We start from the raw sequence: 18,602 nt of genomic DNA on the forward strand, positions 1-18,602 counted from the left end.
CGCCCCGCACGACTCCACTCACTCTTTCGTATCGGCTTCCCTGATGACCATGGCAAACCTTCCGACGCGTGCCGCGAACCTCCTTGGCGCTTGCATTCTCCTTGCACTGACTTCCACTGCGGGAGCCCAGGTGCGGCCGCCGCAAAGCGGTGACCTGCTCCGCCAGGTGCCGGTGGTACCGCAGGCGCAAAAGGCCGACGACACAGGGCTCAAGCTCGCCCCCCCTACGCCCGCCGACCAGGGCGACAGCGCACCCTTCCACGTGACTGCCATTGAGATCACCGGCGCGACGCTGATTCCTGCCGACACGCTGCATGCGCTGGTCGCCTCCGGTGAGGGCAAGGACATGACGTTGCGGCAACTCAACGCCCTGGCCGACCGTATTACGACGGAATACCGCGCCAAGGGCTATCCGCTCACGCTGGCCTACGTGCCCGCCCAGACGCTGAGCGGTGGCACGGTGCGGATAGCGGTGCAGGAAGCGCGTCTGGGCAAAGTGGTGCTCGAAAACCACAGCGCAACGCACGACGGCCCGCTCAAGGCCACACTCGACCCGCTCACAAGCGGTGCACCGATAAGCTCGCACGGTTTTGACCGCAGCCTGCTGCTGCTGGGTGATATCCCCGGCGTGATGGAAACATCGGCGCTTCGGCCGGGCGACGAGCCGGGCACGTCCGACCTTGCCGTCCGTACCGACGACCGTCCGCGGTACACCGGCCAGGTCGCGCTCGACGATTACGGCAACCAGTACACCGGTCGCGCGCGTCTGACCGGCACGTTCAACGTGAATGGCCTGCTGCACCAGGGTGACGTGCTCGACGCCACGGCGCTTTCGGCGGGCTCGAACATGAACTACGAGCGGCTCGCCTACCGCTACTTGCTCAACGGGCAAGGCACGGTGGTCGGCGCTGCCGTCTCGGCACTTGATTACAAGCTCAAGGGCGACCTGCGCGTGCTCGACGCCCACGGCACGGCGCAGGTAGCCAGTCTGTTCGTCAGCCAGCCGTTCATCCGCTCGACCGACGGCAATCTCTATGGCCAGCTCGGTTACGACCGCCGACACCTCAACGATTCGATTGACATCGTCGGTGTGCGAACGCTCCGCCATACCTACGGCTGGACCGCCACCCTCGCCGGCGACCAGCGGGACGCGCATGGTGTCACCAACTTCAATGTCGCGGCGACCTACGGCCTGCTTGGCTTCGACGATGCCTTTGCCGAATTTGTCGATGCAATCAGTGCGCAGACGAAAGGGCATTATCTGAAATACACCCTCTCGGTCGCCCGTCTGCAGCAGCTCTCGGAAAACAACGCGGTCTACCTCGGATTCCAGGGGCAGTGGGCCGACAAGAATCTCGACACGGCCGAGCAGTTCTACCTCGGTGGCGCGAACAACGTGCGTGGCTACGACACGGGCGTGCTGGCCGGTTCACAGGGCCAGATGGTCAACCTCGAGTTTCGGCGCACGCTGCATGTCGGCATGCCCGGGAGCTGGACAGCGCTCGCCTTCGCTGATGCCGGTCGGGTGAGCATTTACAAGGACCGTTTCGCACCGGGGACGAACAGCGCGCACATGCAAGATGTGGGGCTCGGCGTGCGCTGGCAGGGCGACGACCAGTGGTCGCTGAGTGCCGATGTGTCACATCCGATTGGGGTACGACCCGCACTTGCTGGGCAGGCCCACGACACGCGTGCCTGGGTGCAGATTCAGAAGGGTTTCTGAGACGCTCTCATTGTCCGCGTGGCTGTTGGCGGGCGGTCGTGCGAGCGTGTTCGCCAACGCCAACGCCAAGGTTCATTAGGCTTACCTCGGCCGCCGTCGGCGTGTCAGTCCTTGAAGCTTGATGTTCGAAAACGTCCGGAGGTAACCGTGAAGGGTTGTTGACGGTCCCCTAACGTATGCTGGCTCGGGGCGTTCTTGGCAACACAGCTCGATGGGCCAATCCATACCTTTCGGGCGCTGTAATCGATAGTGATGCGCATATTGTGGAGCATGTCCAGGCCGATGTTGAAGGCGTGGCCGTTGGAGTACCCCGCGTCATCGAACACAGGCAGGTCGACGACGCGTACCACGACGTTCCGTTGGGTCGAACCGGGAAAGCGCACCGAACTGATAGGGCCGACTCGGGAAGGAATGGGGGTCTGTACGGCGCCACGCGCTGGGGGCCCATCGCGGAAGGAAGTGGAGGCGGGATCGATCTGCGCGGCTTTCGCGAATGTGTTGTTGATCATCGTGGATCGGGCACCGCTGTCCAGCGTCGCCACGCCGGCCACGCCGTTGACAATGACCGGTAACGTCAATTGCTTCCCTTTCTCGATAGAACCCGCACCGGTCAGGATCGCGCTGCGTCCGGCGGCCGTGGCTGCATCCACGCTGCGTGGCAGCAGGGCTACGGTCTCACAACCTGTATCCATCACCGTTAGGCGGTCCATCAGCATATCGGCGCCCACGATTCCCGCGGTCTTCATGCCGTCGGTCCGGTCGGGAATGGTGTCCACGTCGAGGTTCTGGACAGTCCAGCCGTCGAGCGTGAGGGACTCGACCCTCGTCGTGGTCTCCTCGACATCTCCGGTCGCGCCACTGATGGTCGCGGGCTTGCCGGAGGGGAGGTGCTGCTCCGACGCGAACCAGGCATAGACCGCGCTGGTATCAGCGCCGGTGTCGAGCATGAACTGATAGGGTCCCTTGCCATTGACGAATACGGGCACCACCAGGTGCCCGGTGACGCCCGTATTCATCGCGACGTTTGCCGCCGCGTCATGCGTCCAGGCGAAAGTCGTGACCAAACCGGCCAAAACGATACCGCGTAAGTCGAGTTTCCTCGCCGTCTGCCTGGAGGGAAAGAAACTGCTGTTCGAGCTGGTTGGGAAAGGCGGCATGCCAATCTCCTTTGTTAGATCCGCACTATCGTCGAACAATGAGAGCGTGGCAATGCGCGTGCGCGGGCTTGTCGAACGTGGTCTGGCATCGTCGTTTCGAAAAGGATGTTCGCCAGCATCTTGGCCCAAGTATCCATCGATCGAACCATTCTGAGGATGGCGTCACAGTTCCGATGAGCATGAAATTGCGGTATCGACGCTTGTTACGTATTTTTTCTCTAATCGTGCTGTGTGTTCGCTTTCATATGCGGATATGACGCAATTTGATGTGCTCGTGTAGGCGATGGACTACACGTCGTGCCGGCTTCGGACTACATCCGACTGCAACAATGTGGTCACACAGGCTTCTCCTATCGCCTGCGAATCGGTGGAAATGTCATCCATAAATTTGTTGAATGCCTTGCTGCGCCTAAGACGCAGGCGAATGCTTGCGTGTAGTGATTGCTGTTCTCAGATACATCAACGAAGGTCGTTGATCGCTCTGGGCGTGCAGCGATTCGCCCACGTAGGCACCGTGCGCGACGCGCCCGAGAAGGACCGGCGTAGCGAGGATCGGCAATTTTGCCGAAATTGACGAAGAGTCAGTCGACGGACGCTGCCTGCGTCCGGTCCAGAAGGGTTTCGCGCTCATCGGCCGTCAGCAACGGCACTAGGGCGGACCAGGTCGTGTGCAGCCGGAGTGCCGACTGTTGGGCCTTCCGGATGGCCGCCACACTGGCTTCGTCCACATGGCCCCAGGCTTCGCGCCGAGGGACGACAAAGCGGGTCCGCCAAGTCCGAAAGGCTCGGACCTCTTTGTCGAAGCGAAGGCGAGCCCTCGCCGCCCGAGCCTGAGCTTCCAAGGCATAGGTTTGGTGGAGCGCTGGGTTCAAAGCGAGGGAGCGCTCGTTGTTTTGGCAGTGCGCAGCAATCTGCTTGGCGGTGTATCGCCGAAAGTCTTGGTAGCTCATTTGACGAGACTCCTGAGCGGCACGTCGTGGTCCTGGGAGAACTGCGGGAGCAGGGCTTCAAGCGTGTCGCCCACTCGCATGGACGATCGCCTCGCGGCCTCGTCGCGGAGGGCACCCAGATCGAGATCGGCTGCTCCGGCGGCGGACTTTAGGCGCTGCCGCAACGCGTCCTCGTGGCGTTGGGCCCACACCGAAAAACGGTCCGCCTGAGCACGTCGCTCGTCGAACGCGGTCGCCCGGTCGCGGTTCTGTTCAAGGCTCCGGAGTTCTTCGACCACCGCGGCGCACTCTTCGTCCAACTGCGCCATCATGGCGTCCGCCTCCAGTACATTCCGGCGGAACATCTGAGGCTCTCGGATGTTCAAGTTAGCTGCGGTGAGCCACGCATCAACGCTTTGCTGGGCCAAATCGCAGTGATCGACCATTTGATCGACGGCGATGCGCAGCGTGTCGCTCTCACGGGCAGCGTCTCGCCAAGAACGAACAACGGTTGCCGGCGGCGGCGGGGACGTGGACTGCAGCTGGGTCGCCTTCGGTCGACGGGCTCGCCTAACCAACGCATAACCGATGGCGACCACCGCCGCCGGAGGGATGAACATCTCAAACATGGAACCGCTCCTTGCAGGGGTTTGGAGGATGGCCGCGCCGTGGCCCTTCGCGCGAATCAGGGAACGGTCGCCGTGAGCAGAGGGGTGGTGTGCCCGTCGGCGTAGGTGTTCTCGATGACGACCCGGCTCGGGACCACGGTCAACTGGGGCGTGCCGCCCATGAGCGTCCCGCCCACGACCTTGCCGTACACCGTCAGGAGAATCTGGCGGGAGAGGGGGTTCGTGCTCAAGGTGTGCTCCAAGTCCCTGGCCGCTGTTTCGGTGGCCGGGGCGTACATCGTCAGGGCCGGGCTCGCGGCGAAGCGCACGCTGGCCGCACCCTCGGCGACGTGCATGCCGTGGTCGGCGCCAATCAGGTCGGTGAAGTCATACCGGGCATGGTCCACGTCATATCCGGGCATCCGCGTCATGACCGGCGGGAGTTGGACATAAGGGGAAGCTTTCGCCGTCGCAATCGCTTGGTCGAGCCGACCTTGGAAGGCGGTGAGCGCGTCTTTGCGCACGAACGCGTCGGTGGCTTTCTGATACGCCGGATCCAAACGACCCGCCATGGCGCTGTAATCCACCGGTCCGCTGGAGACAGCGTAGTAGATCGCCACCCACTGCAGCCCGTCGCTATCGGGTTTGAGATAGGTGTCGAACGGTCGCTCCGCGGCAGTGACCGTGGGTGCACCGGTGGACGGAGCCGCCGAGTGAACCGGCGGGGCCGATGCGGCCGTAGCGGCACCGACCGACGACGTATCCGGCTCGTGGTGCGAACAGGCCGTCACAGCCAGGGCGACGGCGATCACCCAGCCACTCGACGCGCGCATCAGCGGCTCTCCTTTTGCACCACCATCATCCAGCTAGTCACGCTGCGCGGGGCTTGGGTAGCTGCATCGACGCTGTAGTCCACGGTAACGGGCTGGATAGACGCGATGGACCAGCCCGCTTGGGTCAGTTGGGGGAGGGTGTGGTGGCCCGCAGCTGGGCAATCAAGCAGGGTCGAACTGGTGAGCCGGTCTACTTGGTTGCCGGTGGAGGCGGGTGAATAACAGACATCGGCCTGGCCCGCGAAAGCTGGGCCCGCGACGGCGAGGCCGATAGTGGCAATCCAATGGCGCATGGTGACTTCCCCTGTGTGCGGGCGGCTAACCGGCCGATGGAGAGAAGGCTAACGTAGATGAAGGTCAGATATCCAAATATTAGATAAACAAAGTCGTCGTATCCCAACACCTGATCTAGCGTGCGTCGATCCACTCGATAGCACGCCTCATGCCCAAGACCATCCGCCCCAGGAAGCCGCCTGCCATCAAGAGCCAGACCCGGCCCGAGAATCAAGCCGTGTTGGACACCTTGCGTGCGTTTCGGGAAGAGGCAGACTTCCTCCAGTCCGAACTATCAGCGCGGTTGAATCGGTCGCAGTCATACGTGTCGTCGGCCGAGCGAGGTCTCATTCGCTTGGATGCGCTTCAGCTGGCTGATTGGGCAGAGGCGTGTGGGTCGACGCTGACCGAACTGGCCCAAGCGATCGAGAAGCGCTGGCGTTGAGGTGTCGGCCCAGCTATCGGATCGCGCGCGTTCCGTCCCTCCGGCGCGGGCCCAAGCCAATCACACCATGCACCTGCCGCCAGCGCATCAGTCCGTAATATTGCCGGTTGCTTTTCCGTCCAGAGAATCGAGCATGACCCCCTCGGCGACACCGAGTAACGCCTGCTCGGTGCTCAACGTCGCGTCATCGTCGGCCATCCTTCCCTCGTGGGTGATAGTGCTTCGCAGTCGGTAGAGGGACCGGGCCAGCTTTTCGGGATCGCCAACGCGCCGGGTATTTCCAAAGACCATATCAATGCGCCTTTGGTGCTTTTCGATGAGCCGTTTCAGCGCGGCCCACTTTGGAAGGGTTTTTCGTTGGCAGATCGCTTGAACTGCATTGTCTCTGGTTTGACGAATACGCGATCAGGGGGATCGACGGCGTCATGGAGGCCGTGGACAGCCTGATCGGACGAGTAGTAGTCGACGAGAATCTCCATGCGGAGGTTCAAAAGTCGGAGCGCGCACGAAGCGTTTTTGACGTCGTAAAAGTCCTTGTGACTACGTTGTCGGTCGCGGAGAAGTTTCCAGCGTTGGTGCACGGGGCATCAAATGCAGTGCAGCACCTGCCCTGGTTGAAATAGCAAGCTTTGGGCTGCGTCGGCTGGGGTGATCATAAGAAGAAACGATTATCCTCGGGCTTCGGTGATCGCTGCAGTTTCGATAGACCGCGCCTGGAGTATGAGGCGCATGCTGTTCCAGTCGAAGCGCCGCCAGAGTACGCTCGGTTCATAGAACTGAGGGGGCATGCTGTGCCAGGCGATGAAGAGAAGATAAGAGAACCGGTGGAGGACGCAACGTATTCCCCCACGAAACTTGCCGACGATGAGCGTTTTGATGAGGAAACGAAGGTGACAAGTGGGGTGCCGGGCACATGCCGGCTTTGCCGTCTTCCGAAGCTCCTTCAGGGCAGTCATCTTCTACCGAAGCTCATGTATCGGTGGCTCAACGCGGAAAAGTGCGAAGGTACTGCGCCTTTCCAGAAAACTCCAAGAGACGGCGTTTTCAGCACATCTAAGCATGTGATTGCATACATGCTCTGCAGCGCCTGCGAACTGCTCCTTTCGCAACACGGGGAAGACCATTTCGGAAAGGTGGCGGTGGCTCACGGCTCCATCCCGCCGGCGCTTTCGTGGTACCGGGAGGTCCTTCGTCCGCATGAACGGGGTGACGGGCCCTACTCTGTGACGGATACAGGCGAGTCGCCCTTTGTAAATGGCAGCATCTTCTATTTCCTTGTCAGTGTGTTCTGGCGAGCGTCACTCGCCGGGTGGCCGGCTGTTCAACCCATTAGTCTTCCGGCTGATAGCCAAGAACAGATGCGTGTTTACCTCCTCAACCCGAGTGTGGCCGTTCCGGATGTCAGTGTTGGGATCTACCCTAACTTCTGGACAGTTAACTGGGGGTTCCTGTTTCCCATTGCGCATGGTAACGGCTGGTCATTCATGTTCTCCCAGCTTGGATTCTTCATGTCGTTGGAGAAGCGCAACGAGACTAACGGCCAGTCTGCTGGCCAGATGCCTTTGTTTCTTGCGTTGGACCGGGCGTGGGTTACAAAAATGATTGTGGGTCAGAAGCGATCAGTGATGGAAGCTACAAACCGACTCCGCCCTGGGAGGACATTACCAAACTGGATTACCAATGAATTGATTGACTGAGCTTTGGGAGCGCGGTTTCGGATGGGCGGCCCACTTCGGCCCGTGCTGTCAGTCGGTGCTGTTGCCGATCACGCGGACGACCGGCAGCGTCGGGCGGTCAGGCTTGGACGGTTGGGCGAGCGCGAGCGCCCCAGCAGCGCTGCCATGGGTGCCGAGGTTCTGCTGACCCATAAAAGCCATTGAGCCTGAGAGGCCGAACTTGGAGCAATGGCCAACCGTTAGGGCGAGCGTCCATATGGAGTCCACACGCCTTATCCGAATCGGCCGTAGTCAAGAAAATGGCCAAAAAACAACGTTATATGAACAAGCACCTCTTATACGCTAGTACTGACGCATGAAGGGGGTATGCCCGGCGCCGACCGAGGTGTCTTCTGCTAAAGCCATGATTTTCCGAGATTCAATGCCGAAGGCACGCCACTCTGGCGCGCCGATCGCCCATGATACCGTCGTTGAGCAAGCCGCGCCCCGCTCGGTAGGAGCCGATCGATGTGATGAACAAATCCTGGCTTCTTTTGGCTTTTCTCTCGACGCCCGTCTATGCGGGAGCGGACGTATGGGCAGCCGGCAGTCAAGTTCTGACGCAGACCGATGACTCAATTTCATGGACCTCGCCCGATGGCCGGACGAAGATTAAATCTGGTGAGGACCGGGGAGTTCTCGTCGTAGGAAAATCTTCGATCGACGTTACCGATGTGATGAATCCAGGTTTGACCGAGGTCAATTGGCTAAAACCTGCCGGAAGTCTTTTCATCAATTCGAGTAGCGGAGGAACGATCGGCACCTGGAGTACAAGAGTCTTCGTCGCCTCCGGCGAACGGATGCATGAGGTCTCAATCGGAAGGTTGATCACCAAGGCATCTGCACTCACCTCAACGTGCCGTCATCTGAACCTGATGTCTGTTGCCTGGCTTGATGGTGGCAAAGATCTATTGGTTATGCAGCAGGTTCCAAACAGCTCTGGTTGTTCGCATATGAGCGACGCTGTGTTCTACGTGGTCGACCTAACGGCTGAGCGCATAAAAGAACGCCTAAGCATTGGCGACGGTGCAAGCAGGTACGGTCAGCTGTTTGGACCTGGTGTGCGAGAGATCGCGACACCGTCGCTCAACGGAAATTAGTGAGGAAAACATACCGGCAGCGACTGATCGACACCAGTTCCTGAACTTTGGAATCGACGGCTTGTCGAACGGTCACTCGTTCCCCAGCGATCGAGTCCGTATAGACGACACTAAGGAGAGAGTCGTATGCCGCGCTTGTTAGCCATTGAAAAACCCGCCGTTCGGTGCCTGGGCCTGATTGCCGGTATGGTGACCGCAACGGCCACCGCGTTACCCCGTGATCTCGAGAGCGCTGTGAGCTCTCCGTCGACTGTCAGTAGCAGCCTGGAAGAGAAAAAATCGGCCTATCTCCTGACACGCATCGATGTCTCCGGTCTGCGTGGCGGCAGCCATCGCAACACTCCGAAGCAAGTGACCCTGCCCTTGCCGGAAGGCGGAACTACAACGTTTACGTTGAGCGACTCCGGGGTTCTACCGCCCGGACTGGCCGAGCGTTTTCCAGACATCCTCAGCATGAAGGGAGTGGACTCTTACGGACGCCAGTTGCGTCTCGACGCATCGGCGAAAGGGCTTCGTGCCATTGTCTTCGACGAGGCGGGGACATGGCGTGTACAGCCAGCGAATGCAGTCGACCGTGGTTCCGTACCGGACGGCGAGTACGTCAGTTTTCGTGAAGTTGCCCGGCAAGCTAGTGCGAGGTCGCCGTCGGAACCGATGTGGAATGGCATGGCGGCGACTTCTCCGGCCCGGTCGTCGACTTCGACCGGCCATCGCGAATACCGCCTGGCGATTGCCGCGACAAGCGCTTACACGAAGCACTTCGGTGGCACCGTCAGCGACGGGCTGGCCAGTGTCGTCGAAACGATCAACCGGGTGAATGCGGTGTTCGAGCGTGACCTGGGTATTCATCTCACACTGGTCGAGAACAACGACAGGATCATCTTCGCCGATCCTGCAAAGGATCCCTACATGCCGCCTGTGGGCAATTCCGAACTCGACTTCGCCAGGAATCAGAACGTCAAGGTACTGGACCAGGTCATCGGCAACGGGGAATTTGACGTGGGACACCTGTTCGAAGCGACGAACGCGGGCGGTGCCATCGACGGAGCTGTCTGCGATGCCGGCCAAAAGGCGGATGCCAGCACGGGGCTGATTTCGCCTTCATCGGAATTTCCGACGTTCAGCCAGACCTTCATCATCACGGTCATGCATGAATTAGCGCATCAGTTCGGGGCGCTCCACAGCTTCAACGGGTGTCAACGAGACTCGGATTCAGGGGTCGAACCGGGCAGCGGTTCGACCATCATGAGCTATGCGGGCGAGTGTTTTCGGACGGGCAAATGGCCCGTGGAACTCAACCCACTGCATAACCTTCAAGTCCTGAAGGACGAATATTTCCATGCGAAGAGCATCGCGCAGGTGCGTGCCTTCCTGGTCGGGCCCGGTGCCGCGTGTGGTCTGGCAAGACCCGCGCAAGGTCAACCACCGTCCATTGTGGACTCGCAAGGCAACATGAGTCCTTTCATTCCAGCACGAACACCGTTCTTGCTTGATGCCTACGCCGAGTCCGGTAACCGTCATGCGCGATTGACCTACGCGTGGGAACAGGTCGACCAGGGGCCGGAACAACCCGAGGACGAGGCTCTGATCGATAAGGGCAAGGGATCCATCTTTCGCTCCTATCCACCCACCTCGGTCGGAACGCGTACTTTCCCGAAGCTGGAGGCCGTGCTCGGCGACGAGGGATTGGACAAGGGAGAGGTGTATCCGACCACCTCGCGTGAGTTGAACTTCAGCCTCACCGTGCGAGACAACCTTGGCGAACAGGCATCGGTGTCGTCTTCCGCCAGAACGGTTCGAGTGGTGGATACGGGGCAAGCGTTCGCCATCCGATATCCTTCTGCGAGCACAACCTGGAAGGCGGGAACCAGACGCATTGCGATATGGAATGCCGCCGGTACCGCAGGTTCGCCGATCCTGTGCAGGCGCGTGAGGATCGACTTGTCGACGGACGGAGGATATTCCTACCTCTCCAGGCCGCTGGCGGCCTCGGTGCCCAACTCGGGATACGCGTACATCGACGTCCCCGCGTTGGACCGAGATCTGCACAGCGCCCGCGTTCGTGTAACGTGTAACGGTCACCTGTTCTTTGCTGTTTCGCCGGGTAACTTCAGCATCTTGAGATAGGCGCCATGCACCCACGTGAAGTGTGCTCACGTCCACAGTCATGCGACTCAGTCCGAAATTGCATAGCGCTTGCCGGTCGCGCGTCATATAGCCAGTGCTAGGTTCGATAGGCCGCATGCGGCGGCCTACCAACTTCGGAGCGTTCTCATGGATAAGCGCGACCAGCCGATGCACGACGTCAATCTCTTCGGTATTCAGATCGAAGCTCCCTTGCAGATTGGCACCACGTCAGTGAAGTGGGCACCTAAGATCGACGACGTCGGCGATATCGGCCGCATCGGTTCCACGCACAGCGGCGGCGACTGGGGCTGAGTCCTCGGGCATCGTCCCGATTGGTTAAGAAGCACCGAAGCCGTCTCGTAAACGAGGCGGCTTTTCTTTGAGGGAGTTCGCTGGTGATCAAGGCCGATATCGCGTTAGCCGATCTGTCTTACGAGCCTACGTGGCATGGCGATCGCCTGACGATAGGGCCGAGCCGTCTTACCCCGTACGCGCATCCGATGCTTGAAGCACGGGTGGTCCGTGCGCCAGGCCGTTGGTTCATCGTCGTCAGGGAACGTCTGGCCGATTCCTTCGGCGACACCGATAAACATGTCGTCATCGATGCGCCGGACGACACGACGTATCACGCGCTGCATCACGAGTGCCTGCTCTGGCCGCTCGATTATGTTCTGATCGAGGCAGCCCAGGCCGGGCATCGTCTGCGCGTCCGTGCCGGGCTGCTTGGCTCGGCGCCTGTCTATGGCAGGGTCACGGACGACCAGGTCAAGATTTCGTGGGACTCGGCGGATTTTTCCGATCGTCCCGCCATGATCGACATGGAAGTGGCGAGCCATCAGCTGGCCCTGCGCACGACCTACGCGGCACGTCAGCTGTACACCGGCGTGGTCCTGCTCACCGAGCGCGCGTCGTTGCACGTGGAGCCAGGCAGGGCGCGGTATCGCTATCCGGAACCGATAGAAGAAAGTATCCCAGCGGTGGACGATGGTGAAGACAGGCTGCCGCAATTCTCGGAAGCGTTGCGGCGCGCCGTGTCATTACGGCCATGGCTCGAAGGGAGCGTATCCCTCGAGCTCAGCGGCGGTATGGACTCGGCGACGGTCGCCGTGGCGCTCGCGGGTCTTCATAAGGACATCGACAGCAAGGGCATCCTGCTCGATGGCGACGTGCGCGGCCCCCAGGTGCGGCGCCGGCAGCTCATGGCAGAGCGGCTCGGCCTTGCGGACCATACCGTCGATATCACGGCGTTTCCCCCGAGTCTCGACTTGAGCGCACCGCCTGAACCGTATGGCTTCTGCCGCGAGTTCTATCTCGAAGCGTGCTCGGCGCTGTGGGCTTCGGCGCGCGACAAGGGGCGGCATACGCTTTTTACGGGAGTCGGCGGAGACGAATTGTTCCCGGCCTACCTCGATGAGATTTCCGTCGGTGCCGCGAAAGGTCCGATCTGGGCACGCGATGCCCGCAGCTACGCCGAGGAGTTGCTCACACCGCGCGCGCTGGGTGCAGCCCGCAGCCAGCCACTCTTCGATGCGCCGGCAAGCCCGGTGCCGGTGACGTCGCTCCTGGCCAACGCGTGCCGTGCACCGGATCTGTTGAAGCACGGACAGTGGCCCGTTCATCCCTTGAGCGATCCACGACTCGCCTATCTATGCCATCGGCTGCCAAGGAGCAGTCGCGAGGGAAGGGAGGTCATGCGTCGCTACCTCGAGAGCCATCTCGGCGGCGACGTGTTTCCCAAGGGATATCTGAAGGAAACGTTCGCCGACGTCTTGCCACCCTTGATCGCCAGCCATGCCGACACGCTGAAGGCGCAACTGAAGGAGTGCGCATTGGCCGACCTGGGGTTGGTCGACCGCCACGCAGTAATCGCTCTCTTGGCAACAATCACCAACACCCGCTCACACCCCGCCACATCAGCTTTCGCATCCTTCCTGTCGCTCGAACGATCCGCCCGCCAAGCCAGCAACCCATAGGACAGAGGCGTGCCGTTGTAGGAGCCGATTCATCGGCGATCCCAGATCACCTCACCGTTTCACCCACATGCATCCTCCCTCGCGCCTCAGCCGCACACCGAATCCCCCGATGCGTCATCGCCCCGATCGCCTCCAGCGTCATCGATAGCCTCGCGCAATCCACGCTATCGGACTCATGGACCAACTCAGCCAGCATCTGCGTAACATTCCGCGCGTATTGCAGCCACTCGGTGGCTTCGTTCAACAGCTCATGTGCGTTGGCATCGTGTTCCATAAGCATGGTCCGCTCCTTGTGTCTTCACCGCGCGCCGTCTAACGCGGCACGCCGGGCAACAGCGCGGCGTGCCGCGGCCCATCGGACTCGCGGGTTAGTCGGCTGTCCGTGACCGGACGCCGAGTCTGTGATTGATGACGTGGGTGGCGGCGTCAGCGCGTTCGATCTTCGCCGCACACGGCAACGCGCCGGGTGCTACGGCCAAGAAACATCTCATGAGAACGGCGAACGCCGCGGTTCTTCAACCGTGTCTACGCGGGACGCAGACGGCCCGGTTTCCGCTGGGGGTGTCGCCGGTGGGTGCTCGGCGAGCGAGCGAGTGCCGTAGAATGGTGGGCAGCCATTATCAACTCCTACTTCAGTTGGTTTGGTTAGCGGGTCAGGGGTGTTACTAGCACCTCTGGCTCGCGATTTTCACCGCATCGAGCGATGGTTGCCTGCGACGTGATTCATGTCGATGACGCGGGCAACGGTGTGACCGTAGCAAAACAATTTCGGGTTGTCTGTAGGGGCGTAGCGGAGACTTCGCTGAGTCTTCAGTTCTGGTCGTGCTCAAGCCGTTCTTTCAATTGCTGCGCGCGGTGATTTGCCCATTCGGCCCATGCCGGCGTGACCAGTTCGTGGCGTGCGGTTTCTTCCCAGATGTTCATGTCATACGCCGGCACGATCGATAACAACGTGTCGATATCGCTGCTGCTTGAGCTGTCGGGAAAGCATGCGAGAAAAACCTTTTGAGTCAGAACTCTAGGACGCTTTTGTCGGGAAACTATTTTCTCGTCCGAGTTTATTCAGTACTTGTTTATTTGTTTTGAGTGAGACAAATCGCAAGAGCCTCTTGATGGGAAGCCCGTCACAGTGATCAAGATTTAGCAGGCGGTTCGTAGCGCGCCTTTTTTTCCTGTCGAGCGGCACAGTGAACTCAACGACCTCCACTTTTGTTGGCCTTCACGACCTTCCGCTAGGTTGCGGAAAATCATTACGGCTTTTTCGTGGCCGTCAATGTGATGGCGAATGTACGGCCAGGGTCGTTATAAGCCGACTTGCTTAAATCACCACCATCGGTACGTTCGTCGTCTGAATTCTCGTACGACTTAAACGAGAAGTACCACGGGACATTGGCGCCGCTGAGGATGTGCTTCTGATAGAGAGCAGGGCTGAAGTCCATCTTGCCGTGAGGGAAATCAGCGGACACAGCGACAATGGACCAATTGCATTCGCCAAGGCCGAAGTAATCTTCGTCCTGCATCTGATCGAGGTAAACGATAGCGGCATAGTCGCCGTCACTGGTTCGTTGGAAAGCAACAGGAAGTGACTTGCGCGGTTCGAGCGTGGCGCCGCTGAAAGGTGTCATCGGGACACAAGCCGGATTCATGACCTGATATTCGACATGACCACTTCTTGTTTCCAGATCGCCGGGTGCGCCGAGGACTTTGGCGACGATCTCGTAACTTATGTGAGGATTCGGGTTGAGCTTGATGTCGGGCTCTTTGATCGACGCGCAACCAGAAGCCGTTAGAAGAAGCATGGTTGTTGAGACGATCCGTAGCAAATTAACTCTCCTGAGCATGTTTGTAGAGGTGGATCGGCACTTTGGTAGCGCCGATCATCTTGCAAGCCTCTGGAATCCTTCAGATCGAAAGCGGCGCCACGTCGGCTTTCTTCAGTAGCCGAGACGTGAAGTACTTATCCTCGTAATACCGGATCTTCTCGCACATCACCGGATGCGGAATGCCCTCGTAGAGAAACACTTCCTTGTCCGTGCCCATTGCCTTCAATTCCTGCGGCAACATCAGCGCGCGCTTCTCTTCCGAATGGCTCTTCGAAACATCGCCGTTCTTGTTCTTGGTGATGTTCTCGCGGCGCACCGTCGTGTAGCCCAGCATGTCGGAGTAGTCGTTGGCGTCCTGCTGCTCGCGCGGTGCGAAGACGATCTGCAACGCATGGTTGGTGATGACCGTGCGCGAGACGTCCTTGCCGTAGGTGGCGTCCAGCTGGGCCATGCTCTGGATGATCGGGAGCAGGCGGATGTTGTAGCCGGCCATGTACGAGACCGCCGAGGCGATGATCTCCACCTTGCCGATCGACGTGAACTCGTCCATCAACAACAGGCACTGGTGCTTCAGCTCCTTGTTGTTCTGCGGCAGTTCCTTGGTGTTGAGGTTGATCAGCTGGCTGAAGAACAGGTTCACGATCAGGCGGCTTTCGGCCAGCTTGTTCGGCTGGATGCCGATGTAGATCGTCATGCGTTTCTTGCGGACGTCGGTCAGGAGGAAATCGTCCTCACTGGTTGCGGCGTCCAGCACCGGGTTGATCCACGCGTTCAACGGCTCCTTGAAGGTGCCGAGGATCGAGGCGAAGGTTTCATTGGCCTGGGAGAGCATGTTGGCGAAGGCGGATTGCGCGTTTGAGCTGAGGCAAGGGTCCTTCGACAGCGCGGTGTAGAGCTCGCGCAGATCGGTGCCGTCGCCGGACGAGAGGCGGTAAATCATGCCCAGCGTCGGCTTGCTGCGGACGGCCATGGGCCGGTTCTTCCGCTCGTCGTCTTCCCACTTTTCGCAGAGATAGAGCGAGAAGGCCATGAAGGCATTGCGAGCCTGGCTGACCCAGAACTTCTGGTCTTCCGAACCGTCGGGATAGAGCATCGAGGAGATGCTCATGAGGTCGGAGACGCGGAAGGCGGGATCTTTCGAGACGTAGCTCAGTGGATTCCAGCGATGCGTGCGGCGGTCCTCGGCAAACGGGTTGAAGAGGTAGATTTCCTGCCCTTGCGACTTACGCCAGCCGCTGGTGAGGTCGAAGTTCTCCTGCTTGATGTCCAGAACGACGATGGATTCCTGGTAGTCGAGCAGGTTCGGAATCACGACGCCGACACCTTTACCCGAGCGGGTAGGCGCGGCGAGGATGACGAACTGCTGCCCCGGAAGACGGACCAGGTCGCCCTTGTACTTGCCGACGAGGATGCCGTTGTCGGCCGGAGACAGCATCTTCTGCTTGCGCAGATCCGACGCCGTGGCGAAGCGGGCATCGCCATGCATGGACTGCTTTTTCTTCTTCGTCAGGAAGTACAGCACCACGAACCACAGGATCAGCGGAAGGCCGAAACCCAGCGCGCCGGCGGTCTCGATCTTCCACGCGTACGGACGGACCTCCGGCAGGCTCAGTGCTCGCACGTACTCATAGTAGGTTGCCACCCGCAGCGGGATTTGCCCGAGGCGGAGGAACAACAGGGTGAGATAGCCTGAAAGCATTTCACCCGCCACCAGGGCGACCACGAAAAGGCCGATCGCCCAATATCCCCTTGTCTTACTCATGCGCTATGTACCTTTTCCTTCGCTATGGGATCACAGGCCGGGCGACGGCTGTGTCCTCTCCTGATGGGTTGGCGTTTGCTGGCTGGCCAACTGGGCCTGCTGCTGTGCCTGTTGCGCCGCCTGCTGCCATTGGACACTGCTTTCGGCAACCGAGGTGCTGGCGGCCTGTTCCGTGGGCATCTCGGCGACACGCTTCAACGGCGACTCAGGGGCCCCCTGTACCGCATAGATGCGTGACGCATCTTCGCTGAGCACGGCCTTGTCGATCCGCTCGAGGCCGTCCTGGCGCGCCTTGACGACCAGGCTGCCGGCAACGTTTTCGCTTACACCGTCCGGGGCGCGGCCGTGGGCGCGGTCGAGCTCATGGACCGCCTCGCGCGCCTGCTTGAACATGGGATGGTCGGGGTGTGCGGTGTGATCGAGCGACACGCCGGGTTTGTCGTGTTCGAACCACGTGCCGGGATGCGTGACGGTATTCCAGACGTTATGGGCTTTCGCTTCGACGGCGTGGACCCCTTCGGCGATCTCGTGGCCCGCATGTTGGACGCCCGCTTTGAGATGATCGAAGCCCTCCTTGACCTCGTGGGCGGCGTATTCGACGCCATGCTCGATGGCGAGAGCGCCTGCGCCTATCGCTTGGGCAGCCTTGTGTTCGACGGCGTCCTTCAGCTCCCCGACGGCCTTGGGAATCTCCCATGCGGCGGACAGGCCCAAGCGGATGTCGCCGACGTCGTTGCGGTAGCGGTCGATCATGCCTTCGTGGGCGCGGTAGCGGGCCTGGTCTTCCGCGTCGATGATCGAGTGACCGAGGCGCGGGTTGACCGGCGTGAAGTTGTCGATGGCGTGAGCATCGAAATCGATGGCCTTTATTGGATTGCGTGGGCTGAGCAAGGTGCTGTCGTCGCGGTAGCCAGCGTGGCTAAGCGTTTCGATGTCCTTTTCGGTCGCGTAGACGCGTACCTCACCGAAGTGCGGGCTGGCGGCGCTGACCACATCGCCAGCGCGAACGTGGTCGATGACCTGATTGCCTCCCGCTGGAATGCCCTGGTTGAGCCCTGCGGCTCCATAAGCATTGAAGGTTTCGCCGTGCAGCCCGTAGCGGGATGCGTTGATCTCCGCGAGCGTTCCGCCCAGCGAATGACCGGTGACGGTCACGTTCAAAGGGGTTCCGTACGTCTCGGCCTTTTCCTTCGCCGCCGCCAGGACACGCTCGGTGAAGACTTCCGAATCGTGAGTCTGGGCGTTGATACCGGTCAGCACCATGCCGGCATCCACGCCACCATCCTGAATCGGCTCGCGGCCGAATTCAGTTCCACGATAGGCGATGATCACCTCACCGGTGTCCACGCGTTCATACGCAGTAGCCTGGAAGCCTGTGACCGGGTCGTTCATGCTGTCGAGAGCTTTGTAGGCGACGCCGCCCAGAATGGTTTGCTTGTCGAACTTGGGGTCGTTGTAGGCGTCTTGCGAAAGCAGGGCATAGTCGGTCGACTGGAGCGTCATGGCTTGCGCTCCTCGGCCTTCATGGTGATCGAGAACAAGCTGCCGGCGCCGTGGAACTGCGTACGATCGGCGATACCGGTGTCGACGCGATTCGCCTGCGCCTTGGCGTAGGAGGCCTCGGCGAAGTAACGCGGTACTGCGTTCCCAGCGAGCAGGTCGTCATGGAAGAGCGACGCGCTGAACGTCACGGTGGCGTGGTCGAGCTCGATACCCGCCGCCATGAGAGCCCAGTGGCAGGTGCCCTTGCCGAAATAATCTTCGTCCTGAAGCAGGTCGAGATAAACCGTGGCGCGATACACGTTGCCGTGGTCATGATGAAACTCGAGCTCGGCGCGCTTTTCGGGAACGATGCGAGCGCCCATGACGGGTGTCGGCGGAACGCATAGCTCGTTGGTGACGCGATAATCGACGATGCCGTGGATGCGGTCGAATGGGCCCGGTGCCCCGTCAATCGTCGCGGTGATCTCGTACCGCATCTTCGGGTTCGGATTCTGCTTGATGTCAGGTTGGGTCATGGTCGCGCCGTAGGCAGTGAAGGGAAGAGAGAGTGCCGCGATGGCGGCGGTGGTACGAAGGGAGATCATGGGTGGCATGTGCTCCTGGTGGCTCTAAAAGTGAAATGGCGCTGCGT

The 18,602-nt window shown here is 60.4% G+C and carries 16 protein-coding genes; 7 read left to right on the forward strand and 9 right to left on the reverse strand.

Annotation, left to right across the window (positions count from 1 at the left end; translation table 11 throughout):
* Window positions 1-43: 43 nt before the first annotated feature.
* The gene (locus BJI69_RS13790; RefSeq protein WP_052767028.1) at window positions 44-1,723 is read left to right on the forward strand and encodes a ShlB/FhaC/HecB family hemolysin secretion/activation protein; all 1,680 of its coding nucleotides are present in this window, start codon (window positions 44-46) and stop codon (window positions 1,721-1,723) included.
* A gap of 104 nt (window positions 1,724-1,827) precedes the next feature.
* Here BJI69_RS13790 and BJI69_RS13795 read toward each other — a convergent pair whose 3' ends face one another.
* From BJI69_RS13795 to BJI69_RS13810, 4 genes are all read right to left on the reverse strand, one after another.
* Complete coding sequence (locus BJI69_RS13795) at window positions 1,828-2,880, reverse strand: retroviral-like aspartic protease family protein (protein ID WP_046966136.1); 1,053 nt, start codon at window positions 2,878-2,880, stop codon at window positions 1,828-1,830.
* Between the two features lie 581 nt (window positions 2,881-3,461).
* The gene (locus BJI69_RS22645) at window positions 3,462-3,830 is read right to left on the reverse strand and encodes a hypothetical protein (protein ID WP_046966135.1); all 369 of its coding nucleotides are present in this window, start codon (window positions 3,828-3,830) and stop codon (window positions 3,462-3,464) included.
* Complete coding sequence (locus BJI69_RS13805) at window positions 3,827-4,438, reverse strand: hypothetical protein (protein ID WP_046966134.1); 612 nt, start codon at window positions 4,436-4,438, stop codon at window positions 3,827-3,829. The genes BJI69_RS22645 and BJI69_RS13805 overlap by 4 nt, the downstream gene beginning before the upstream one ends.
* A gap of 56 nt (window positions 4,439-4,494) precedes the next feature.
* Complete coding sequence (locus tag BJI69_RS13810) at window positions 4,495-5,250, reverse strand: hypothetical protein (protein WP_046966133.1); 756 nt, start codon at window positions 5,248-5,250, stop codon at window positions 4,495-4,497.
* Between the two features lie 442 nt (window positions 5,251-5,692).
* On the opposite strand from BJI69_RS13810, the gene BJI69_RS13820 reads away from it, so the two are divergent.
* Window positions 5,693-5,968 (forward strand): helix-turn-helix domain-containing protein, encoded by a 276-nt coding sequence (locus BJI69_RS13820; RefSeq protein WP_052767027.1) that lies wholly within the window; start codon window positions 5,693-5,695, stop codon window positions 5,966-5,968.
* Between the two features lie 791 nt (window positions 5,969-6,759).
* Window positions 6,760-7,665, forward strand: a complete 906-nt coding sequence (locus tag BJI69_RS13840) for a hypothetical protein (RefSeq protein WP_125903061.1) — start codon at window positions 6,760-6,762, stop codon at window positions 7,663-7,665.
* Between the two features lie 48 nt (window positions 7,666-7,713).
* Here BJI69_RS13840 and BJI69_RS23050 read toward each other — a convergent pair whose 3' ends face one another.
* Entirely contained in the window at window positions 7,714-7,836 is a 123-nt protein-coding gene (locus BJI69_RS23050; RefSeq protein WP_280136180.1) for a hypothetical protein, read from the reverse strand.
* A gap of 320 nt (window positions 7,837-8,156) precedes the next feature.
* Here BJI69_RS23050 and BJI69_RS22340 point away from each other — a divergent pair, with 320 nt between their 5' ends.
* The 4 genes from BJI69_RS22340 to BJI69_RS13850 all read left to right on the forward strand — a co-directional run bounded on the left by BJI69_RS22340 (window position 8,157) and on the right by BJI69_RS13850 (window position 12,883).
* Entirely contained in the window at window positions 8,157-8,783 is a 627-nt protein-coding gene (locus BJI69_RS22340; RefSeq protein ID WP_125903062.1) for a hypothetical protein, read from the forward strand.
* A 126-nt stretch (window positions 8,784-8,909) separates the two neighbouring features.
* Window positions 8,910-10,910 carry a reprolysin-like metallopeptidase gene (locus BJI69_RS13845; RefSeq protein WP_046981007.1) on the forward strand — a complete coding sequence of 667 codons (2,001 nt, stop codon included), beginning with the start codon at window positions 8,910-8,912 and terminating at the stop codon, window positions 10,908-10,910.
* Between the two features lie 147 nt (window positions 10,911-11,057).
* Complete coding sequence (locus BJI69_RS22540; RefSeq protein WP_154670747.1) at window positions 11,058-11,222, forward strand: hypothetical protein; 165 nt, start codon at window positions 11,058-11,060, stop codon at window positions 11,220-11,222.
* Window positions 11,223-11,305: 83 nt separating this feature from the next.
* Window positions 11,306-12,883, forward strand: coding sequence for an asparagine synthase-related protein (locus tag BJI69_RS13850; protein ID WP_046966126.1), 1,578 nt, complete (start codon window positions 11,306-11,308; stop codon window positions 12,881-12,883).
* A gap of 1,250 nt (window positions 12,884-14,133) precedes the next feature.
* Here BJI69_RS13850 and BJI69_RS13860 read toward each other — a convergent pair.
* From BJI69_RS13860 to BJI69_RS13875, 4 genes are all read right to left on the reverse strand, one after another.
* Entirely contained in the window at window positions 14,134-14,682 is a 549-nt protein-coding gene (locus BJI69_RS13860; protein ID WP_046966124.1) for a hypothetical protein, read from the reverse strand.
* A 103-nt stretch (window positions 14,683-14,785) separates the two neighbouring features.
* A complete protein-coding gene (locus BJI69_RS13865) occupies window positions 14,786-16,468 on the reverse strand; it encodes a type IV secretory system conjugative DNA transfer family protein (RefSeq protein ID WP_046966123.1) in 1,683 nt (560 codons plus the stop codon).
* Window positions 16,469-16,498: 30 nt separating this feature from the next.
* Window positions 16,499-17,971, reverse strand: a complete 1,473-nt coding sequence (locus BJI69_RS13870; protein WP_052767026.1) for an XVIPCD domain-containing protein — start codon at window positions 17,969-17,971, stop codon at window positions 16,499-16,501.
* The gene (locus BJI69_RS13875) at window positions 17,968-18,555 is read right to left on the reverse strand and encodes a hypothetical protein (RefSeq protein ID WP_052767025.1); all 588 of its coding nucleotides are present in this window, start codon (window positions 18,553-18,555) and stop codon (window positions 17,968-17,970) included. Before BJI69_RS13875 ends, BJI69_RS13870 begins: the two co-directional genes overlap by 4 nt.
* Window positions 18,556-18,602: the final 47 nt, after the last annotated feature.

Origin of the sequence: Luteibacter rhizovicinus DSM 16549 (assembly GCF_001887595.1) — a bacterium.
GTDB classification, from domain to species: domain Bacteria; phylum Pseudomonadota; class Gammaproteobacteria; order Xanthomonadales; family Rhodanobacteraceae; genus Luteibacter; species Luteibacter rhizovicinus.